Origin of the sequence: Pseudomonas berkeleyensis, assembly GCF_014109765.1 — a bacterium.
GTDB lineage: Bacteria > Pseudomonadota > Gammaproteobacteria > Pseudomonadales > Pseudomonadaceae > Aquipseudomonas > Aquipseudomonas berkeleyensis.
This window is the reverse complement of record NZ_CP059139.1, coordinates 1266607-1287557: the sequence shown is the minus strand read 5'-3', so window position 1 is coordinate 1287557 and position 20951 is coordinate 1266607. Positions and strand designations below refer to the sequence as shown.

At 57.6% G+C, this 20951-nt stretch carries 20 protein-coding genes; 12 read left to right on the top strand and 8 right to left on the bottom strand.

Annotated elements, in window-relative coordinates; genetic code table 11:
* The first annotated feature begins 23 nt into the window (after positions 1–23).
* From HS968_RS05940 to HS968_RS05925, 4 genes are all read left to right on the top strand, one after another.
* The gene (locus HS968_RS05940; RefSeq protein WP_182370563.1) at positions 24–488 is read left to right on the top strand and encodes a multidrug transporter; all 465 of its coding nucleotides are present in this window, start codon (positions 24–26) and stop codon (positions 486–488) included.
* 77 nt (positions 489–565) lie between these two features.
* Positions 566–1396, top strand: coding sequence for an SDR family oxidoreductase (locus HS968_RS05935; protein WP_182370562.1), 831 nt, complete (start codon positions 566–568; stop codon positions 1394–1396).
* On the top strand, positions 1393–1761 hold the full coding sequence (locus HS968_RS05930) for a hypothetical protein (protein ID WP_182370561.1): 369 nt from the start codon (positions 1393–1395) through the stop codon (positions 1759–1761). Before HS968_RS05935 ends, HS968_RS05930 begins: the two co-directional genes overlap by 4 nt.
* 21 nt (positions 1762–1782) lie before the next feature.
* Entirely contained in the window at positions 1783–2943 is a 1161-nt protein-coding gene (locus HS968_RS05925; protein WP_182370559.1) for an AAA family ATPase, read from the top strand.
* 37 nt (positions 2944–2980) lie between these two features.
* Here HS968_RS05925 and thiO read toward each other — a convergent pair whose 3' ends face one another.
* Positions 2981–4084: a glycine oxidase ThiO gene (gene thiO / locus HS968_RS05920; RefSeq protein ID WP_182370558.1), complete on the bottom strand. Its 1104-nt coding sequence runs from the start codon at positions 4082–4084 to the stop codon at positions 2981–2983.
* Positions 4085–4139: 55 nt separating this feature from the next.
* On the opposite strand from thiO, the gene HS968_RS05915 reads away from it, so the two are divergent.
* From HS968_RS05915 to HS968_RS26490, 7 genes are all read left to right on the top strand, one after another.
* Complete coding sequence (locus tag HS968_RS05915; RefSeq protein ID WP_182370556.1) at positions 4140–4649, top strand: GspH/FimT family pseudopilin; 510 nt, start codon at positions 4140–4142, stop codon at positions 4647–4649.
* A 145-nt stretch (positions 4650–4794) separates the two neighbouring features.
* The gene (locus HS968_RS26330; RefSeq protein WP_106739067.1) at positions 4795–5214 is read left to right on the top strand and encodes a GspH/FimT family pseudopilin; all 420 of its coding nucleotides are present in this window, start codon (positions 4795–4797) and stop codon (positions 5212–5214) included.
* A 14-nt stretch (positions 5215–5228) separates the two neighbouring features.
* Positions 5229–5747, top strand: a complete 519-nt coding sequence (gene pilV, locus HS968_RS05905; RefSeq protein WP_182370554.1) for a type IV pilus modification protein PilV — start codon at positions 5229–5231, stop codon at positions 5745–5747.
* Positions 5744–6316 carry a PilW family protein gene (locus HS968_RS05900; RefSeq protein ID WP_182370552.1) on the top strand — a complete coding sequence of 191 codons (573 nt, stop codon included), beginning with the start codon at positions 5744–5746 and terminating at the stop codon, positions 6314–6316. Before pilV ends, HS968_RS05900 begins: the two co-directional genes overlap by 4 nt.
* Complete coding sequence (locus HS968_RS05895; protein ID WP_182370550.1) at positions 6313–6759, top strand: pilus assembly PilX family protein; 447 nt, start codon at positions 6313–6315, stop codon at positions 6757–6759. Before HS968_RS05900 ends, HS968_RS05895 begins: the two co-directional genes overlap by 4 nt.
* A 50-nt stretch (positions 6760–6809) precedes the next feature.
* Positions 6810–11510: a pilus assembly protein PilY gene (locus tag HS968_RS05890; RefSeq protein WP_182370548.1), complete on the top strand. Its 4701-nt coding sequence runs from the start codon at positions 6810–6812 to the stop codon at positions 11508–11510.
* 6 nt (positions 11511–11516) lie between these two features.
* Positions 11517–11888: a prepilin-type N-terminal cleavage/methylation domain-containing protein gene (locus tag HS968_RS26490; protein WP_322790701.1), complete on the top strand. Its 372-nt coding sequence runs from the start codon at positions 11517–11519 to the stop codon at positions 11886–11888.
* Positions 11889–11953: 65 nt separating this feature from the next.
* Here the strand turns inward: HS968_RS26490 and ispH are convergent, their stop codons facing one another.
* The 6 genes from ispH to murJ all read right to left on the bottom strand — a co-directional run bounded on the left by ispH (position 11954) and on the right by murJ (position 19433).
* Positions 11954–12898 carry a 4-hydroxy-3-methylbut-2-enyl diphosphate reductase gene (gene ispH / locus HS968_RS05880; RefSeq protein WP_182370545.1) on the bottom strand — a complete coding sequence of 315 codons (945 nt, stop codon included), beginning with the start codon at positions 12896–12898 and terminating at the stop codon, positions 11954–11956.
* A 138-nt stretch (positions 12899–13036) separates the two neighbouring features.
* Entirely contained in the window at positions 13037–13474 is a 438-nt protein-coding gene (locus HS968_RS05875; RefSeq protein WP_182370543.1) for an FKBP-type peptidyl-prolyl cis-trans isomerase, read from the bottom strand.
* Complete coding sequence (gene lspA, locus HS968_RS05870; protein ID WP_182370541.1) at positions 13471–13980, bottom strand: signal peptidase II; 510 nt, start codon at positions 13978–13980, stop codon at positions 13471–13473. The genes HS968_RS05875 and lspA overlap by 4 nt, the downstream gene beginning before the upstream one ends.
* Complete coding sequence (gene ileS, locus HS968_RS05865; RefSeq protein WP_182370539.1) at positions 13973–16807, bottom strand: isoleucine--tRNA ligase; 2835 nt, start codon at positions 16805–16807, stop codon at positions 13973–13975. Before ileS ends, lspA begins: the two co-directional genes overlap by 8 nt.
* Positions 16804–17754 carry a bifunctional riboflavin kinase/FAD synthetase gene (gene ribF, locus HS968_RS05860; RefSeq protein ID WP_119694681.1) on the bottom strand — a complete coding sequence of 317 codons (951 nt, stop codon included), beginning with the start codon at positions 17752–17754 and terminating at the stop codon, positions 16804–16806. Before ribF ends, ileS begins: the two co-directional genes overlap by 4 nt.
* Before the next feature lie 143 nt (positions 17755–17897).
* Positions 17898–19433, bottom strand: a complete 1536-nt coding sequence (gene murJ, locus HS968_RS05855) for a murein biosynthesis integral membrane protein MurJ (RefSeq protein ID WP_182370538.1) — start codon at positions 19431–19433, stop codon at positions 17898–17900.
* Positions 19434–19624: 191 nt separating this feature from the next.
* Between murJ and rpsT the strand changes: the two genes are divergently transcribed.
* The gene (rpsT, locus tag HS968_RS05850; protein ID WP_003243036.1) at positions 19625–19903 is read left to right on the top strand and encodes a 30S ribosomal protein S20; all 279 of its coding nucleotides are present in this window, start codon (positions 19625–19627) and stop codon (positions 19901–19903) included.
* Between the two features lie 429 nt (positions 19904–20332).
* On the opposite strand, the gene HS968_RS05845 is transcribed toward rpsT, so the two are convergent.
* Positions 20333–20917 carry a YajG family lipoprotein gene (locus HS968_RS05845; RefSeq protein WP_106739056.1) on the bottom strand — a complete coding sequence of 195 codons (585 nt, stop codon included), beginning with the start codon at positions 20915–20917 and terminating at the stop codon, positions 20333–20335.
* Positions 20918–20951 lie beyond the last annotated feature (34 nt).

The window sequence follows — 20951 nt, the reverse complement described above, 5'->3', positions numbered from 1 at the left end:
AGACTCTTACCAAGGTTGCCTCCATGCTCTTCGGTGTCGTGCTCGTCATTACCTGGCTGATCCTGCTGATCCGCTATCCGACCAAGGCCCTGCCGGTGTCCATGGCCGCGCTGGTCGGCCTCGGCCTGGTAGCGACCTGGGTGCTCTGGCAGGAAACTCGTGACGAGCGCTACCTCGCGCACCTCGAACTGCGCCTGAGCTACGACCCGCAGCAATGCCCCGCCGACCGCCCCCTGGCCATCGACCTGAAGAACGGCAGCGATGCCGCGCTACTGGAGCTGCGCTGGGAAGTTGCCGCCTACCGCCCCGGCAACGCCACAAATCTGGCCCAACGCCTCTATGAATCGCCACGCTACAGTGGCCCGGGTGAACTGCTGCCCGGCGCCAGCTGGAACGACTGCATGCCATTGCCCGACCTGCGCAGCGGCTACCGCCCGGCTACGCTGGAGTTTCGCGCCGAACGCCTGCAAGGCCAGTTCATCCGCTAAGGTAGGGTGACGCGAGGCCGCCCAGGCCGTGCACACCGACGACTCGCCCATCGCCGCACAATCCAAGGAACCCCGCCATGTCCCAACCCAGCGTCCTGATCACCGGTTGTTCCAGCGGCATTGGCCGCGCCCTCGCCGATGTATTCAAGACGGCGGGCTACGCCGTATGGGCCACTGCGCGCAAGGACAGCGACCTTGCTGCACTCGCCGAGGCTGGTTTTAGCGCCGTGGCCCTCGACGTCAACGACGGCGAAGCGGCGCAGCGCCTGGCCGAACGCCTCGCAGATGAAACTGGCGGCCTCGACGTGCTGATCAACAACGCGGGGTACGGCGCCATGGGCCCACTGCTCGATGGTGGCGCGGAAGCCATGCGCAAACAGTTCGAGACCAACGTGTTCTCCATCGTCGGCGTGACCCGCGCCTTCTTCCCGCTACTACGCCGCAGCCGCGGTCTGGTGGTGAACATCGGCAGCGTTTCATCCGTGCTGGTGACCCCCTTTGCCGGTGCCTACTGCGCGTCCAAGGCGGCGGTGCATGCCTTGAGCGATGCGCTGCGCATGGAGCTGGCGCCCTTTTCCATCGAGGTGATGGAAGTGCAGCCTGGCGCCATTGCCTCCAGCTTCGGTGCCAACGCCAGCCAACAGGCCGAAGCACTGATCCGCGAAGACTCGCCCTGGTGGCCGCTACGCGAAGGCATTCGCGCCCGTGCCAACGCCTCGCAGGACAACCCGACGCCAGCCCTGCACTTCGCCCGCCAGCTATTGGCCGCCGTGCAGGCCAGCAAACGCCCGCGCCTGCTGCGCCTGGGCAATGGCAGCCGTGCCCTGCCGCTGATGGCCACACTGCTGCCCAAGGCTCTGTTGGAGCGGGTGCTGAGCAAACGCTTCGGCCTGGCGCAGAAACTGTGAGCCAAAGCCTGCAACTGCGTTACTACGCCGCCGCAGGGGTGATCGCGGCCGTGCTGCTGAACCTGCTGCTGCGCACCTTCGTGCGCCTCGGCGGTGTATTCACCACCCTGCTGATCGCTGCGGCCATCGCCGCCGGCCTGGCGCTGGTATTTCACTGGCGCCAGGGCCGTGCACCGAGCAACGCCGAACGCTGGCGCTTCACTGCTCTCTATGGCGGTGTGCTCGGCCTGCTTTACCTGGGGCTACTGGGCATGATGTTCCTGCAGGACGCCCCCAGTCCCATGGGCCTGTTCCTCTTCAGCCTGCATTACTTGTGCTATCCCGCGCTGGCGTGGCTGGCCTTCTCGCCGCGTTATGGCCGCTGATTCCTAGTCTGGACGACACCCATGCTGCATACCCTCGCCGTCGCCAACTACCGCTCGATCAACCGCCTGATCCTGCCGCTGGGCCGGCTCAACCTGATCACAGGCGCCAACGGCAGCGGCAAGTCCAACCTCTACCGCGCCCTGCGTCTGCTGGCGGAGACCGCTCAGGGTGGCGTGGTCAACGCACTGGCTCGCGAAGGCGGACTGGAGTCGAGTTTCTGGGCGGGCCCGGAGAAGATCTCCCGACGCATGCTGGGTGGCGAGGTGCCGGTACAGGGCGGCCCAAGGCAGAACGTGATGCGCTTGCGCCTGGGTTTTGCTGGTGAGGACTTCGGCTACTCCATCGCTCTCGGCCTGCCTGAGCCGAGCACTTCAGCCTTTGCCCTCGACCCGGAAATCAAGCGCGAATGCATCTGGGCCGGCGCCAGTTACCGCCCAGCCTCGCTGCTGGTGGATCGCGCCGGTCCGATGGTGCGCATGCGCGAAGGCCGCAGCTGGCAGGTACTGGCCCAGCATGTGCCGAACTACGACAGCCTGTTCGATCAGATCGGCAACGACCCGAACTGCCCCGAGGTATTCCAGCTGCGCGAAACCATCCGCCGCTGGCGCTTCTACGATCACTTTCGCAGCGATGCCGAGGCGCCGGCGCGCCAACCGCAACTGGGTACACGCACGCCGGTGCTGCATCACGACGGACGTGATCTCGCCGCCGCGCTGCAGACCATCCGCGAAATTGGTGATCGCACCGCGCTGGACGCCGCCATCGACGATGCCTTTCCCGGCAGCCGCCTGCACATCGACTTCCAGGCAGGCGGACGCTTCGCCGTCGAACTGCGCCAGGAAGGCTTGCTGCGCCCCCTGAGCGCCGCCGAACTGTCCGATGGAACCCTGCGCTACCTGCTGCTGGTCGCCGCGCTGCTCACCCCCAGGCCGCCCTCGCTGATGGTGCTCAACGAACCGGAAACAAGCCTGCACCCGGATCTGCTGCCAGCCCTGGGCCGCCTGATCATAGCCGCCTCGAAACAGACCCAGGTGTGGGTGGTGTCACACGCCAGCCGGCTGATCGCCACGCTAAAGGAAAGCCCAGAATGCAACACCCTGGAACTGGACAAACAGCTCGGCCAGACCCGCATCCGCGGCCAGGGCATGCTCGATGAGCCGCCTTGGCATTGGCCGGACTGAGGGCTCCGTGAACGGTGCCCCAGATATGCTTCAGGTATCAATCCAACAGTCTGGCCGGTGTATAGGGCGCAGGATCGATGATCGGCTCACGTTCGAGCATGAGATCGACCAACAGCTGGCAGGATGCCGGCGCCAGTACCAGCCCATTGCGGAAATGCCCGCAGTTGAGCCATAGGCCAGGGTGAGAAGGCACCTGACCAATAAAGGGAATCCCCTCGGGCGATCCAGGCCGCAAACCGGCCCAGTGCCCCACCACCTCGGCGTCCTTGAGTGCGGGCAATAGCTCTTCAGCCGATGCCTTGAGGCTTTCCAGCGCGTTGTCGGTCGGCGTCTTGTCGAATCCTGCATATTCCAGCGTGCTACCGATCAGGATATGCCCATCGCGCCGAGGGATCGCATAGCGCCCCTTGGCCAGCACCATACTCGGCAGAAAACCCTCGGCACATTTATAGAGAATCATCTGCCCCTTGACCGGTTCGACCGGCAACGTCAGTCCCAGTGTCTTGAGCAACTCACCACTCCAGGCCCCGGCCGCCAGCACCACACGCTCGGCACGAATCTCGCCATCTGCAGTGGTCACTCCGCAAATACGGCCTTCCTCCTGAATAAACCCCGTGACCGGACAATGCTCACGCAACTCCACGTTCGGCATGGCCAACAACGCCGCTCGCAGCGCTTTCACCAAACGTGGATTACGCACATTGGCCACACCCGGCATATGAATGGCGCGCTTAAAACCACCGCCCAGAACAGGCACCTGCTGATAAGCCTCAGCGACATCCACCGAAAACAACGGACGCCCCTCACGTTGAGCCCAGGCCAGCGCCTCGACCTCATCATCCAGATCCAACCAATAAAGCCCGGTGACATGCACCTCTGGATCGACCCCTGTCTCATCTAATAGCCGCTGACCAAAGCCGGGATAGAAATCCTGCGACCAATGCGCCAGCGCCGTCACAGCTGCGCTGTAACGCCAGGGGTAGAGCGGAGAGACAATGCCTCCGCCGGCCCAGGAGGATTCGCGGCCGGTAGCCTCCTTATCAAGGACACACACTCGCCTCCCCGAAAGCCCCAGCAAGAGAGCCGATAGCATTCCTATCGCACCGCCTCCAACCAGCAACACCTTTCCATCACTTTTCATGCGGCGATCCTAAGCTATTCTGTTCTACACAACCAACTGGCAAGGATGCTGGAACATGCCCCGGAAAATCTATGGGCGTACGCTCATCGAAACGATGAGCGCTCTCGCCATACTATCGATACTTCTCACGATCGCCCTCCCAAACCTGCAAGACATGCGTGATAACAATGAACGTACCCAAGCCGTCAATCAGATGATTGCAGTGATTCATCATGCTCGTAGTAGTGCGGTTTTTGGCCGAACAGTTGTTAGTGTGTGTCCAGGGAAAAGTAACTGCACAGGTGAAAAACACTGGCACACACGCCTGTTGATATTTCGAGACGAAAATGCAAATGGTTATTTGGATCTGGATGACGATTTACTGCACCAGGTAAAAATCGCTGATGAGTTTCATTGGCAATGGAACAGAAACAAAGGCCACCTCCAGTTCGAAGCAGATGGTTCCACAAGAGCTCTAAATGGAACTCTTACCTTGTGCAAAGGTGCCATCCCCCTTCAGCAGGTAGTGATTAGCCTCTCAGGACGCACGCGAACTCAGCAACCTAAGAAAGGGGTGAGCTGTTAAGGCTTGTGTGACATCTGTCACGGGCCTCGCTTGATACCAACCCCTCATCAGCCAATTTGCCCGCTTGTCTGCGGGCGTCAGCTTTCGGTAAACCCTGTCGCTAAATTATCCTTGCAGTTTGGGGTTTGCCGTCGCCGGAGCATTCATGGAATCAAGCAAGGGGTTCACGTTAATCGAGCTGATGGTTGTCATTGCGCTGATCGCCATCGTCGCGAGCATCGCCGTGCCAAGCTACCAGGCGATGATGGAGGGTGGCCGCCAGACCTCTGCGAGGAACGGCTTGCTGGGAGCGCTACAACTGGCTCGCAGCGAGGCTGTCGCCAGAAATATCGCTGTCAGTGTCACCACAGTTGGGTCAACGTGGGTCGTCAATGATGGCACCGAAGATTTGCGAGTAATTGCCATACCGAATGGAGTCGCAGCGGACAACGTTGCAATCACTTTTCAAGCTAACGGCCGCCCCCAAGCAGCAACCAGCATAGATGTAGGCGGACGTGATATTGAAGTAAATGCCATAGGTAGAGCAAGCGCAGCAGCTACACACCAGCAGACAACGACACCGTGAGCCTGGGATATCGAATGAGCACTTTAAGAAATTACGGAAGTCGCGGTTTCACTTTGGTAGAAGTCATGGTTGCCGTCGTGATCTTGGCCATCGGTCTATTGGGTATGGCCACCCTTATGATGAATAGCCTGCAATCCAGTGAGAGCGCTTACTCTCGCAGTCAGGCAACCATGCTGGCTTATGACATCATCGACCGTATGCGAGCCAACAAGGTTTTGGACGCAAACAGCCCTTATCAAAACTTTCGCGTCACTCATGCGTCACTGAGCAACGACTATGTACTCGCTAATCCTGCGGCCTGCCCTGCTGCTAATGCAGGGAATGCCAATGCCTCAGGTGTGACAAAAGCTCAGTACGATTTAGGTCAGTGGTGCCGCCAGCTACAAACCAACCTCCCCAACGTACTCCCTGGAACCAATATCAGTCGTAATGGTGCCATCTACACCGTAGACCTACGCTGGCAAGAGGTTTATGACAGCGATGGTGATGGCAATCAGGATGTCGGCACTCTAGTAGTGGAGGCCGAACTATGAAGCAACAGCAAGGTTTATCTCTGATTGAACTAATGGTCGCCATTGTAATTAGCTCATTACTAGTTCTTGGCGTAACAGAAATATTCTCTCGCACCTTCTTCGCTGATCGTGACAATACGGAACTTACCTATATGCAAGAAAGTGGTCGGCTTGCCTTGGAAATCATTGGGCAAGACGCAAGGAGAGCAGGCTTTCAAGGCTGCGTAGCATCAGATACCGTAACTGCTTTCGCGCCAGACAATACCACCCTACCTCGCGATGCAGTCAGCAGTACGGATGCAAACAGCCTTACTTTTCGTTATGCAACCCCCGGAAGTGGCTGTGGCACAACCGCACTAAATTTTGAGCCACCTATCACCTATACCAACACGAATGGTGGAATCAGCCGCAATGGCGATCCGATTCTAGATAATGCAACTCTGGCCTTCAATTTCATTCCAAACAACGACCCCATAGCTGCGAGCGCCATTCACGTTCAAATAACTGTAACTGACTCACGCAATGCAGGTACACCACTAAGTGCTCGAACCTTCAGTGCCACTTATGAAATGAGGAATCGCCTGCAATGAAGCCTAAACAGCAAGGCATGGTATTACTGGTCAGTTTGGTATTACTACTTATGCTCACCATCATTGCAATAACCGCAGCCTCGCAATCCAATTTGCAGCTACGTATTTCCTCCAATAGCCAACAGCAGAATACCGCATTTCAAGCGGCAGAAAGTGGCTTGCAGCGCTGGGCCAATGACTATTTCTCGCGTACCGATGCTGACCCAAGCCTAGTTGGCGTAGTAGATGGAGACAGCCCACATTGGCAGTTTCAAGCGTCTCCTAGCTTAGCGACCAACCTGCCTCTCTCCGAAGGAATGGGCATTACTGAACCCGGCCTCCGAGTCTACCGTTTCGAAGTACGTAGTGTCGGGGAAGCCTGCGGAAGCAATGGAGGCGACTGCAATGTTAGCGCCGCTCATCGACAAGGCTTTCAGAATCGAAGCTTTAGCTCCAACAATTAATCTTCGCACTTATTCATCACGACTGCGTGGCAGTATTTGAGGACATCTCCATGAAACGCCTGAACCAATTGCGCGTTTTTGCTACTTCAGCACTGGCCAGCGCACTTATTTTATCAAGTGCACTGAGTCATGCAGATGATACCGAGGTATTCTTCGGCGGCCCTGCCATTGACGACACGATCAAGCCAAACGTTTTTTTTATTCTTGACAACTCTGGCTCTATGGCATGGAGGCTAGATCGAGACAGCACACCAACTAGTGCCTCTCACGGCCCCGCACGCATGACAGTACTCAAGGAAGCTTTCAACGAGATCCTTAATACTACAAGCGGTGTTAACATAGGAGTGATGGCGCTCAACAGCCGCACGGACTTCTATAAAGATCGCCTAGTTTATCCAGTAGAGTACATCGATAACACACTAGGCATTTCTTCTGTGGCACCAGAAATTCTGGTCTCAGCAGATGACGCCACCCGCCAAACAACCAATCCATCATCCACCAACATCAACAACCCAACATTGGTAATGGGTTACATAAAAAGCCCTGCAACCAATACTGTTATACGCGACCTCAGCACCCCAAACAATCAAGGATACTCTAACAATAACTCCAGCTACTATCTTAAAAGCGGATACACTTGCTCAGTAAAGATTGGAACAGCCCGTGACTATTGCGACACAGGCGCAAAAACCAGACTCAACGCACGCAACAATACATCCTCAGGTCAAACGGGACTTTTTCTATTCCGAAACCTGAACATCCCAAAAGGAGTTACTATCACAAGCGCCACTCTGACCGTTACGCCAGAGACAAACAATGGAACCAAGCCCGGCGTTAGAGTACGGATTGAAAATAGCAAAACTCCTGCAGCACTTAATGATGCAACGCTGCTAGACGATCGTGACTTCACTACCATTACAACTGGAAACCTGGCCAACAATAACGCTAAACTCGCCGGCAGCAACTGGACAGCCAACACTGCATTCAATATTGACCTAACCAGCGAAGTACAGAGTCTACAAAATAGTACTCCAAGCGCCGACCCCATCTCCGACCTTTTATTAGAGTTTCGTGTCACCAACGATGCCAACTACTACTATCGCGTTGGTGACACCGCTTCCTCACCCAAATTAACCATAACTTACTCAGGCAACGAAGATAACTCTCGCACTACCGGCCTACGCTTTCAAAACGTCGCGATCCCTCAAGGCGCGACTATCACATCAGCCCGCCTAGACTTTGTCGCTGCCGGCTCTGATGACCGACCGGTCACCTTCGCCATTAGTGCACAAAACACGGGAAACGCTGCAGAATTCAACACAACTGAAGACTTTACTGGCCGCGCAAAGACTGGAGCAGTGAACTGGACTCCCCAAGAATGGCGAACAGAAAACCCTCCCGCTTACCTAGAAGGGCCAAGTGTTATCAGCCAAGTACAGCAAGTCGTAAATAATTCCGCCTGGTGCGGAAACAACGCCATGGCATTCTTTGTAACACCCACCAGCGGTGACGGCTCACGCACTACCTATAGTGTCGATGGCTCCAATCTACGACCAGTTTTACGAGTTACCTACAGCGGTGGAGATAACGGATGCATACAACCGGTTTTGGAAACTCGAATCATTAGTTCCAAGAACGATGCAAGACAAAGTGGCAGTACCGTTTCCCTAAACCAAACAACACTTAGCATTGGTAATAACGTCACTGTTGCCGCCCGATTCGAGAACCTGCCAGTTTTACGAAATGCCCAGGTTCTTGAATCTCAGGTCATTGTCACTCGCAGCGGTACCAGCGGTACATCCAATGTCACGCTTCACATAGAAAACTCAGCCAACTCCAGTGAGTTGCAGGCTAGCAACAATAACCTGAGCAGCCGATCGACTTATACAGGCCCCTCGTGTGCTCTCAGCGGAGAACGAACCATATGCTCTGGCACCGCCCTTAATACAGCTTTACAGAACGTATTTGCCAAATCCGGATGGAGCGATGGTAACTCTCTATCTGTTATGCTAAAGGCAACCAATAGTGGCAATGACTACACAACCCATGCTTTTGATGGCAGCCCGACTCAAGCAATAAAACTGCGCATGAAGCTGTCTAGCGGCAGCCTCGGTAGCAATGCGCGCACAGTTAAACAGCATGTCGATGGCTTGGTACAGCAAATGAATGCTAGCGGTGGAACACCTATTGTTCCTGCGCTATACGACGCAGCACGATATCTATCTGAAAAACGTGGCAACAGTGGGGTATTTGGAGTTACAAGCCCAATCACGAGTGCATGTCAACCGACTCACTTGGTATTGCTAACTGACGGTAAACCAGAGGGCACCAGCAACGCTGCGACCAGCGGCATCCCATCACTGACGGGAACCAGTTGTAGTACCAGCGGAATTGGTTATAGCGATGAGCTATGTGCCCGTGAATTGGTTCGATGGATGGCCAACGAAGATCAGTCTAGTTTCGAGGGTGATAATTTTATAACCACCCACACAGTAGGCTTCGCGCTTAATGCACGCCCAACTGAGTCTGCTCAGATTCAAAGATTTCTGCGGGACTTGGCAACTGAGGGTAAAGGGGGGTTCTATACCGCGGACGACGCCTCAACCCTGGCCGATTCATTCAGTAAAATCATTCAAGAAGTGCTCGCAACAGACACAACATTCGTTAGTGCCAGTGCAGCTGTTAACACTTTTAACCGCCAAGACAACAAAGACGAAGTTTATTTCTCTCTATTTCGCCCATCAGATACTGATCGCTGGCCCGGAAACCTCAAACGCTATCGAATGATGGTCGAGAATGGCCGCATCTGGCTAGCTGACGCTGACAATACCCCTGCTATCGATGCCAACACAGGTTTCTTCAAAGCTGAAGCCCGCAGTTGGTGGTCGGCAAGTCGGGACGGAAGCAACGTTGCGGCAGGAGGGGCAGCCTCTCGGCTACCAGCCATGGGCAGCCGAAAGCTTTTGACTAATGTCAGCCCGACATCTAATGCGCTGAGTAACATCGAAACCGGCAACGCTGCATTGACTCAGGAAAAGCTCAACGTCACCAATGCAACAGATCGAGCCAACCTGATCAGCTACATTCGTGGCGCAGACTCAAGCACACCGGCTCTTGACAGGAAAGCCCTAGGAGATCCGCTGCACTCCACTCCTACGCTGATCACCTATGCATGCAACAGCTATAACGCTCAGAATATTTGCGAAAGCGAGGATCAATCCGCAATCATTGGTACAAACGAAGGTTTTGTACATCTCTTTAATACCAGCACAGGTGCAGAACAATTTGCCTTCATGCCCGAAGTACTACTGCCTAATATAAAGCAACTGCGAGAGAACGCTAAATCTACATCTCCTAAACCTCGCCTCTATGGTATGGATAATACTGTTACCGTTTGGGCTAATGACGCCAATGGCAATGGTGTAATTTTTGGAGGCAAAGATCCTAGCAATCCAAGTAATACTCTCAGCGGACTGAACTCTAACGAGTTCGTCTACGCGTACGCCACAATGGGTCGCGGCGGCTCAGATATCTACGCCCTAGATATTACCAACCGCTCATCACCAACATTGCTATGGAAGATCCAAGGCGGGATCACCCCGGGTTTTGAAAGGCTAGGTCAGACTTGGTCAGCCCCTGTAAAGACCAAAATAAATGTCGGCGGCACCATTACTGATGTCCTTATATTTGGAGGCGGCTACGATCCCAACCAAGACAATGTAGACGTCCGTACTATCGATAGCCGCGGTAACGCAATCTATATCGTCAATGCCAAAACTGGCGCACGCATCTGGTCTGCCAGTAATGTCGCTGGGCACAGTACCACTCTGAACCAGATGCGTTACAGCATTCCTGCACGAGTATCTGTCGTTGGACTGCAGCCTGATAGCGCAGGTAACGCAGTAGTTAACCCACAAGGTTTGGCTGGACAGTTTTTTGTAGGTGATATGGGCGGCCAGGTCTGGCGTTTCCACATAAACAATGGCAGCAGTGGCAGCTCGCTTATTACTCCTGCAGGCAATGGAGGAAGCGGAGTATTAGCCAGTATCGGAGGAACAGCTCCCGAAAGTGCTCGCCGCTTTTACCATGAAGCAGAACTTGCGCTGCTAAACGTCAACGGTACTAAGATGCTGACCGTGAACATTGGCAGCGGCTACCGTGGCCACCCCCTGAATAGCGTGATCGAGGATCGTTTCTACTCGTTCCGGACACATTTAGTGAAAGGAGCTGCGCCTGAAGTGACTCTGACGGAAAGCTCTCTCTATGACGCAACAAGCAATGCCGCTCAAACTAGTAGTGAAGTCGCCACTGCCGTCGCTAACAACACGAATGGATGGATGATTCGCCTGCCACGTTCGGGCGAAAAAGTACTTAGTCGGCCATTGGTTGCGGATGGAATGGTTCTGTTTAGCACCTATGAACCTCAAAGCAACCCCACACTTTGTCGGGCCTCAGTAGGTGTATCTCGTGCCTATACGGTCATGTTGGGAGACGCAACCGGCCTGACGATTGATCGCTTTACAGAGAGCAAGGCAAGTAGCCTGCCGTCTAACCCTCAAATTTACTGTGCTGGTAACGCTTGCTGGGTTTACCATGATCCGTCAGACCTAGTGCCCGTCTCAAATGGGAGTGGGAGTGGCCCAGATATCTGTGCAGCCAGTGCTAACCCCGAGAAGTGCCGCTGCGATAACAACCCTCGCTGCATCTGGATGCCACCGACACCTCGTCTGTATTGGATCGATGAAGAATAAGGACGGATGATGAGACGACAACAAGGCTTTACACTGATTGAGGTGATGATCGTTGTAGTGATCATTGCCATTCTCGCAGCGATCGCAATACCAAGTTACACAGCGTATCTTGATCGAGCGGCCTGCGAAGATGGGAAATCTCTAATTATGCAGGCAGCGGCAAATGCCGATCGACGACGAGCACAGAACGCAGGCAGTTACGTTGGATTCAACGCCCTACCCCAGAATACGAGCGAGTTCTCAATTGCAGTGGGTAACATTACTGCGACTGCTTATACCCTAACTGCCACAGCAACTGGCAGACTTGCAGCCGGCACATTAACTCTGACTGCCGCAAATGTGAGAGGCGGGAGTCTAGCAGAGCAATGTAACTGGTGAGAGAAAGCGATAATAGAAGAGAAAGCCGGCTGTAGCCGGCTTTCTCTTTCCAAGAATGAGGGGCGTTAAACGTGCTTTACTCTTAGCTCCTTCGGCATCGAAAACGTAATGTTCTCCGGCCGACCATCCAACTCAGTCTCACCTACTGCACCCCAGGCGCGCAGTTGATCGACCACCCCACGCACCAGTACTTCAGGGGCAGATGCACCTGCAGTGATTCCAACGCCGCCCACCCCTTCGAACCATTCAGCCTTGAGGTCTTCGGCGCCATCGATCAAATAAGCAGGGGTGCCCATGCGCTCAGCCAACTCGCGCAGGCGGTTAGAGTTGGAGCTGTTGGGACTGCCAACAACCAGCAGCACGTCGCATTCGCTGGCCAGTTGCTTGACCGCATCCTGGCGGTTCTGCGTGGCGTAGCAGATGTCGTCCTTGCGCGGGCCGCCTATGGCGGGAAACTTGGCGCGCAGGGCGTCGATCACCTTGCTGGTATCGTCCATCGACAGCGTCGTCTGAGTAACGAACGCCAGCTTATCTGGGTTGCGCACCTGCAGTTCGGCAACGTCCGTCTCGTCTTCGACGAGGTAGATGTCACCGCCATTGCTGGCGTCATACTGCCCCATGGTGCCTTCGACTTCTGGGTGGCCTTCGTGACCGATAAGGATGCACTCACGCCCCTCGCGGCTGTAACGCACCACTTCCATATGCACCTTGGTCACCAGCGGGCAAGTGGCGTCGAATACCTTCAGACCACGACGCGCGGCTTCATCACGCACGGCTTTGGAGACACCGTGGGCACTGAAGATCACGATGACATCATCTGGCACCTGATCCAGTTCTTCGACGAATACAGCACCACGGGCGCGTAGATCTTCGACCACGAATTTGTTGTGCACCACTTCATGACGCACATAGATCGGTGGGCCGAAGACTTCCAGGGCACGGTTAACGATCTCGATAGCACGATCGACACCGGCGCAAAAGCCGCGAGGGTTGGCAAGTTTGATATGCATGCAAGGCGTCTCGGTGTAATCAGGGGATCGGAACAAGTCGACTGAGCGATCCCGAAAGTCACAGCCTGCGCGCAATACGTGCAGGCCACAACAAGGGTTTCGCGGCTAAAGCCGCTCCCACAGGGTAGGTGCTGCTGACTAGAGCGCCTTGACCTCGATGATCTCCACTTCGAAGTCCAACACCTTACCGGCTAGTGGGTGGTTGAAGTCGATGGTGACCTGATTGTCATCGAATGCTTTGACCACACCAGGTAGCTCGGTGTTGGCGGCATCGTTGAAGATCACCAGCAACCCCTCGGAAAGCCCCATGCCCTCGAACTGGCTGCGCGGCATGATCTGCACATTCTGCGGATTCGGCTGGCCGAACCCCTGCTCCGGCTGAACCTGCACATTACGCTTGTCACCAGCCTTGAAGCCATACAGCGCCTGCTCGAAACCGGGCAGCAGATTGCCGTCGCCGACCTTGAACGTCGCCGGCTGCTTGTCGAAGGTACTGTCGACCACATCGCCGTTTTCCAGCTTGAGGGCGAAATGCAGGGTCACTTCCCTGTCCGGACCGATGCGTACGTCTGTCATTGCGCAGCCTCCTTCGCGGACTTGTCGCTCTTGAACATATCCAGCGCCAGCAGGATGGCGCCGATGGTGATGAAGGTGTCTGCCAGGTTGAACGCCGGGAAGTACCAGCGGTTCTGCCAGTGCACCAGAATGAAGTCGACCACATGGCCGAGTACCACGCGGTCATAGAGGTTGCCCAAGGCCCCCCCCAGCACCATCGCCAGCGCTACCGCCAGCAGGGTCTCGTGGCGCTTGAGGCGCTTGAGCCAGATGACCAGTACGACACTAACGACGATGGCGATGGCGGCGAAGAACCAGCGCTGCCAGCCATCGGCATCAGCCAGGAAGCTGAATGCCGCGCCGGTGTTGTAGGCCAGCGTCCAGTCGAAATAGTCAGGGATGACCTGAATTCGCTGGTACATGTTCAGGCTGCCTTCGAAGAAATCCTTGGTCACACGATCAACGACCAGGATCAGCACGCTCAGCAACAGCCAGGGCAGATGCCCGAAACGCGAGGACTCAGGCATGCTTACGAACCTCGCCTACACCTTCGATATTGCTGACGCAGCGCTCGCACAGTTCCGGATGAGCGGCATGACTGCCGACATCGGCGCGGAAGTGCCAGCAGCGACCACACTTGGCGTGGGCAGACTTGAGGATCTTCAGCTTCAGGCCTTCGACTTCGGTCACCACTGCGTCGGCCGGTGCATCGGCCAGGGGGGCGGTCTGCGCAGCCGAGGTGATCAAGGCAAAACGCAGCTCGTCGCCCAGCTTGGCCAGGTCGGCCTGCTTGGCGTCGTCGCAGAACAGGGTCACCTCAGCCTGCAGGCTGGCGCCGATGGCCTTGGCCGTGCGCAGGTTCTCCAGTTCCTTGTTCACTGCCGCCTTGACCACCATGACGCGATCCCAGTAGGCACGATCGAGCTCGAAGCCTTCCGGCAGGCGATCCAGCCCTTGATACCAGGTGCTGAGCATCACCGACTCGTCACGCTCACCCGGCAGGAACTGCCAGATTTCTTCGGCGGTGAAAGCCAGGATCGGCGCGATCCAGCGCACCAGCGCCTCACTGATGTGGTACAGCGCGCTCTGGCAGGAGCGACGCGCCACGCTGTCGACAGCGGTGGTGTACTGACGATCCTTGATGATGTCCAGGTAGAAGCCGCCCAACTCCTGCACGCAGAAGTTGTGCACCTTCGAGTAGACGTTCCAGAAACGGTACTCGGAGTAGGCCTCGGTCAGCTCGTCCTGCAGACGTGCAGTGGCGTCGACAGCCCAGCGATCCAGATCAAGCATCTGCTCGGCCGGCAGCAGGTCGGTAGCAGGGTTGAAGCCATTGAGGTTGGCCAGCATGAAGCGCGCGGTGTTACGGATGCGGCGATAGGCATCGGCGCTGCGCTGCAGGATCTGGTCAGAAACAGCCATCTCACCGGAATAATCGGTGGAAGCGACCCACAGGCGCAGGATATCGGCGCCCATGCTATCGATCACCTTCTGCGGCGCGACCACGTTGCCGAGGGACTTGGACTGTTTGCGCCCCTGCTCGTCGACGGTGAAGCCGTGAGTCAGCAGTTCCTTGTAGGGCGCGTGGCCGTCGATGGCGCAACCGGTCAGCAGGGATGAATGGAACCAGCCGCGGTGCTGGTCGGAGCCTTCCAGATACAGGTCGGCAGCCGGGCCGTTGGCATGCGCCAGCTCGGCGTGGGAGCCACGCAGCACGTGCCAGTGGGTGGTACCGGAGTCGAACCATACGTCCAGGGTGTCGCGGCTCTTGTCGTACTGATCGGCCTCGGCGCCCAGCAGCTCTGCAGCGTCCAGTTTGAACCAGGCCTCGATGCCCTCTTGCTCGACACGCTTGGCGACTTCTTCCATCAACTCGACGGTGCGCGGGTGCAGCTCGCCGCTCTCTTTATGGGTGAAGAACGGGATCGGCACGCCCCAGTTGCGCTGACGCGAGATGCACCAGTCCGGACGGCCAGCGATCATGCTGTGCAGACGGGCCTGGCCCCAGGCCGGGACGAACTTGGTTTCCTCGATGGCCGCCAGGGAGCGCTCACGCAGAGTACCGCCCGCCTTCGGCTGGGTGTCCATACCGACGAACCACTGCGCAGTGGCACGGTAGATCAGCGGCGTCTTGTGGCGCCAGCAGTGCATGTAGCTGTGACTGATGGTGGTGTGCTTGAGCAGTGCACCGACTTCCTCGAGCTTGGCGATGATGGCCGGATTGGCCTTCCAGATGAACTGGCCACCGAAGAACGGCAGCGACTCGACGTACACACCGTTGCTCTGCACCGGATTGAGGATCTCATCGTTGCTCATGCCATAGCGCTTGCAGCTGTGGAAGTCGTCCTCACCGTAAGCAGGCGCCGAGTGAACGATACCGGTGCCAGCACCCAGCTCGACGTAATCGGCCAAGTACAGCGGCGACAAGCGGTCATAGAAGGGATGACGGAAGTTGATCAGTTCCAGCGCCGCTCCAGGCGCAGTGGCGATCACCTCGCCCTGCAAGTCATAGCGCTGCAGGCAGCTCGCGACCATTTCCTCGGCCAGCAGCAGTACACGATCGCCGACATCCACCAGTGCGTAGGTGAATTCCGGATGCACGTTCAAAGCTTGGTTGGCCGGGATGGTCCAGGGCGTGGTGGTCCAGATGACGATGGCGGTTGGCTTGCTCAGGCTGGACAGACCAAAGGCGGCGGCCAGCTTGTCGGCATCTTCGACCGGGAAGGCCACATCGATGGCTTCGGACTTCTTGTCCATGTACTCGACTTCGGCCTCGGCCAGGGCCGAGCCGCAGTCGAAGCAGAAGTTGACCGGTTTGAGGCCTTTGAACACGAAGCCGTTCTTGACCATTTCCGCCAGGGCACGGATCTCGCCGGCCTCGTTGGCGAAGTTCATGGTCAGGTAGGGGTTGCCCCAATCACCGAGCACGCCAAGACGAACGAAACCGGCCTTCTGCTCCTCTACCTGCTCGGCAGCGTAGGCACGGCAACGCTCGCGGGTCAGGTCGGCCGGCTGGTTCTTGCCGAAGGTGGTCTCGACCTTGTGCTCGATCGGCAGGCCGTGGCAATCCCAGCCTGGCACGTACGGCGCATCGAAACCGGCCATGGTCTTGGAACGGGTGATGATGTCCTTGAGGATCTTGTTCAGCGCGTGGCCGATGTGGATGCTGCCGTTGGCATAGGGCGGGCCGTCGTGCAGGACGAACTTCGGACGGCCTTCGCCAGCCTTGCGCAGCTTTTCGTACAGACCAATATCAATCCAGCGCTGCAGGGTCTGCGGCTCGCGTTGCGGCAGGCCAGCCTTCATCGGGAAGGGAGTATCGGGCAGGTTCAGCGTGGCTTTGTAGTCGGTCATGTCGGGCTCTTCATCAGCGGGTGGCTCTGCCAATAATTACGGGCAGCGGCAATATCGGCGGCAATCGCCGCCTTCAGGGCCTCCAGCGAGGCGAAACGCTGCTCATCACGCAGCTTGTGGTGGAATGCCACCGAGAGACGCCGGCCATACAGATCGCCGGCAAAATCCAGAAGGTGCACTTCCAGATGGGCGCGGCCGTCACCGGCAACGCTGGGGCGCACGCCGATATTGGCGACGCCCGGTTGAATGACACCATCGATTTCACAGCTCACCAGATAGACGCCGGTAAGCGGCACCTTGCGCCGCTTAAGCTGGATATTGGCCGTAGGGGCATCGAGCTGACGACCGAGCTTCTGTCCGTGCAGCACCCGCCCGGCAATACGGAACGGTCGGCCGAGCAAGGCTTCGGCCAGGTCGAAATCACCATCGGCCAGCGCCTGGCGCACACGGGTGCTGCTGACCCGGCCGCCACGTACTTCGACGGTGGTCGAGGCATCGACGCTGAAACCGTAACGCTGGCCCGCGGCCTTGAGAAATTCGAAATCTCCGGCGCGGTCGCAGCCGAAGCGGAAATCGTCGCCGATCTCCAGATCCTTCACCTTGAGCCCATCGACCAGCACACGCTGGACGAACTCGGCTGCCGAGAGCTCGCGCAGACGACGATTGAACGCCAGGCACAGCACCATGTCGACGCCTTCCGCTGCCAGCAGAGCGAGCTTGTCACGCAGACGTGTCAGGCGCGCTGGAGCGGTGTCCGGGCCGAAGAATTCACGTGGCTGCGGTTCGAAGATCACCACGCAACTGGGCACGGCCAATTCCACGGCACGCTCACGCAAGCGCGCCAGGATGGCCTGGTGCCCACGATGAACGCCGTCGAAATTACCGATGGTGACCACACAGCCCCGCGCCTGGGGCTGCAGGTTATGAAGACCTCGAACCAGCTGCATAGCACGCTTCTTGTTCACAAAGTGGCCGATTATACGCACAGCACGGCATGCACAACAGGCATCGCGATGCCTGCAATCGCAGGGGCGCCGTACACACCATTACTGCAACGACCTAATGGTGCGCACAGCGCCCCCTACAATCGCTATAACGCCCGTCGCGCAAAGTCGCGTAGGCGGAATCCCAAGATCAGCAACATGCCGAAATAGGCGATCAGCCCCGCCGCTACCAGTGCGCCGAGGCGCAGCAGACGCACAGCCATCTGGCCGTCGGCCCAGGCCGGCATGATCTGCAGCAACCCCAACAACACCGCAACCATCACCACCACCGCCACCGCCAACTTGAGCAGGAACAATCCCCAACCAGGCAATGGCTGGAAGATATCAGCGCGGCGCAGTTGCCAGTACAACAAGCCGGCATTGAGGCAGGCGGCCAGGCTGATTGCCAGCGCCAGACCGGCGTGCGCCAGCGGGCCGATCAGCACCAGGTTCATCAGTTGCGTGAAGACCAGCGTCACCACGGCGATTTTCACGGGTGTCTTGATGTTCTGCTGGGCATAAAAACCGGGCGCCAGGATCTTCACCAGAATGATTCCGAGCAAGCCGATGGAATAGGCGATCAGCGCTTGCTGCGTCATCAGCGCATCGGTGGCAGTGAACTTACCGTACTGGAACAGCGACACCGTCAGCGGCTCGGCCAGTACCGCCAGCGCCAGCGCACTGGGCAGCACCAGCAGGAAGCACAGGCGCAGGCCCCAATCGAGCAGGCGCCGATATTCCTCGCGATCGCGGCTGGCGTAGGTCTTGGAAAGCGCAGGCAGCAGAATCGTACCCAGCGCCACGCCCAGCACCCCCGAGGGCAGTTCCATCAGGCGGTCGGCGTAGTACATCCAGGACACCGACCCCGCCACCAGGAACGACGCGAAGATGGTGTTGATGATCAGCGAAATCTGACTGACCGAGACACCGAAAATCGCCGGCCCCATTTGCTTGAGCACACGCCACACCCCGAGGTCTCCGAGGTTCACGCGGGGCAGTACCAGCATGCCGATTTTCCTCAAATGCGGCAGTTGCCAGAGTAATTGCAGCAGGCCGCCAACCAGCACAGCCCAGCCCAGTGCCATGATCGGCGGATCGAAATAGGGCGTCAGGAATAGCGCGAAAACGATCATGCTGACATTGAGCAGTGTCGGCACGAACGCCGGCACGGAGAAACGGTTCCAGGTGTTGAGAACGGCGCCGGCCAGCGATGACAGGGATATCAGCAATATATAGGGGAAGGTCACGCGCAGCAGATCGACCGTCAGCTCGAAACGCTCGGCCTCGACGGCAAACCCCGGCGCGGTAGCCCAGACGATCCAGGGGGCGGCAAGTACGCCGACAGCCGTGACCAACGCCAACACCAGCGTCAGCAAACCGCAGACATAGGCGACAAAGGTTCGCGTGGCCTCCTCGCCCTGCTGCATTTTGTATTCGGCCAGAATCGGCACGAAAGCCTGGGAAAAGGCACCCTCAGCGAAAATACGGCGCAACAGGTTGGGCAGCTTGAACGCCACCACGAAGGCGTCCGACGCCACCCCAGCGCCGAAGGTGCGGGCAATAATGGTGTCGCGCACAAACCCCAGCACACGAGACACCATGGTCAGGGAACTGACAGCAGCCAGGGATTTGAGCAGATTCATGGGGTGTTTCGGCTTCCATAAAAAGGTTTAGTAGCGGACAATCCGCCGCCCAACGAAGGCGACGAGTGTAGCGAGCCACCACTGGTCAGGCCAGCACAGGAAAGCGTCATCAGACTTGACAGCAGGCAGATGGATCGGCATGATTCGCGGCCTTATTTGTCGTAACCCCCCAGTTTTCGAGGAGCTTGACGGTGGCCAACTCACCTTCTGCCAAAAAACGCGCCAAACAGGCTGAGAAGCGCCGTAGCCATAACGCCAGCCTGCGCTCGATGGTTCGTACCTACATCAAGAACGTGGTCAAGGCTATTGCTGCCAAGGATCTCGAGCTTGCCAAGACCGCTTACACTGCAGCCGTTCCGGTCATCGACCGCATGGCTGACAAAGGCATCATCCACAAGAACAAAGCCGCTCGTCACAAGAGCCGCCTGAACGCGCACATCAAGGCGCTGGGCGAAGCTGCTGCCGCTTAATCGCGACAGGTTCTTGCCAAAAATGCCCGCATCGAAAGATGCGGGCATTTTTGTTTGTGCAGCTAACTGCCATCGACAACCCGGCAGCCAGCATGCGAAACAGCATCGACCTTGAGCAACCGGCGCTCACGCCGAAACCTCAAATACCAACCAGGGAAGGCGGATCAGGCCTTTGTAGGGTGCGCCGCGCGCACCAAAGGAAATTTAGCAACGATGCCCGACAAGCGGTGCGCACGGCGCACCCTACGACCGGAGAGCGCGGGAATCCCTGAGGCCTAAGACCTGTCTCGACGAGACGAGTGGACTCTAGCGCGCGAAGGAGAAAACCGGAGGCAGCAGCACTTGACCCCCACCTTGAGAGAAGTGAGCAGCCTCCTCAGAACCTCAAGGGCGACTGCAGCACAGCATCTGGCGCAGTCACCCTGACCATTACTGAAGCAGAACCTGGCCGATGGTCGGATCCTTGAACGCGCGAGTCAGCGCATCACTGAGCACATCACTGACCAGCTTGGTATTGGTCTGCTGATTAGGCGCAGTACCAAAGCGCTGATTCAGCGACGCGCCATAGCGGCCGGTATAACGCCGGCTACCACCCTGCACGTCAGCACGGATGGAGGCAGAAATATCCGCCTCGGTCACGTACAGCCCTTCTTTCGGCGACTGGTACTTCAGATCAGCCAGGGTAATGGTCAACTGGGGTGCATTGTAGGCATTGGCCGACGGCGTAAAGCCGAGCAGGCGAACAGCCGCCTCGGCCTCGGCCTGCAATTTCGGCAGCACGCTCTCGCTGCTGACGCTGATGGCGCTGGTTTCCGGATACAGGCCACCGCGCGTACCAAGCACGGGCGAAGAGCGACCATCGACGACACGCACCACCACCGGCTGCCCCTGACCAACGGGCGTCAGTGAGCTGGTGAGTTTGGGTTGCGGGGTGAGTTGCTGAGGGCTGTGGGCACAGCCAGCCAAGGTCAGGCTGGCAGCAGCAAGCAGGGCGAACAACGCACGATGCAGCATGCTCGATCTCTCCGAAGGGGATGTCATGAAATGG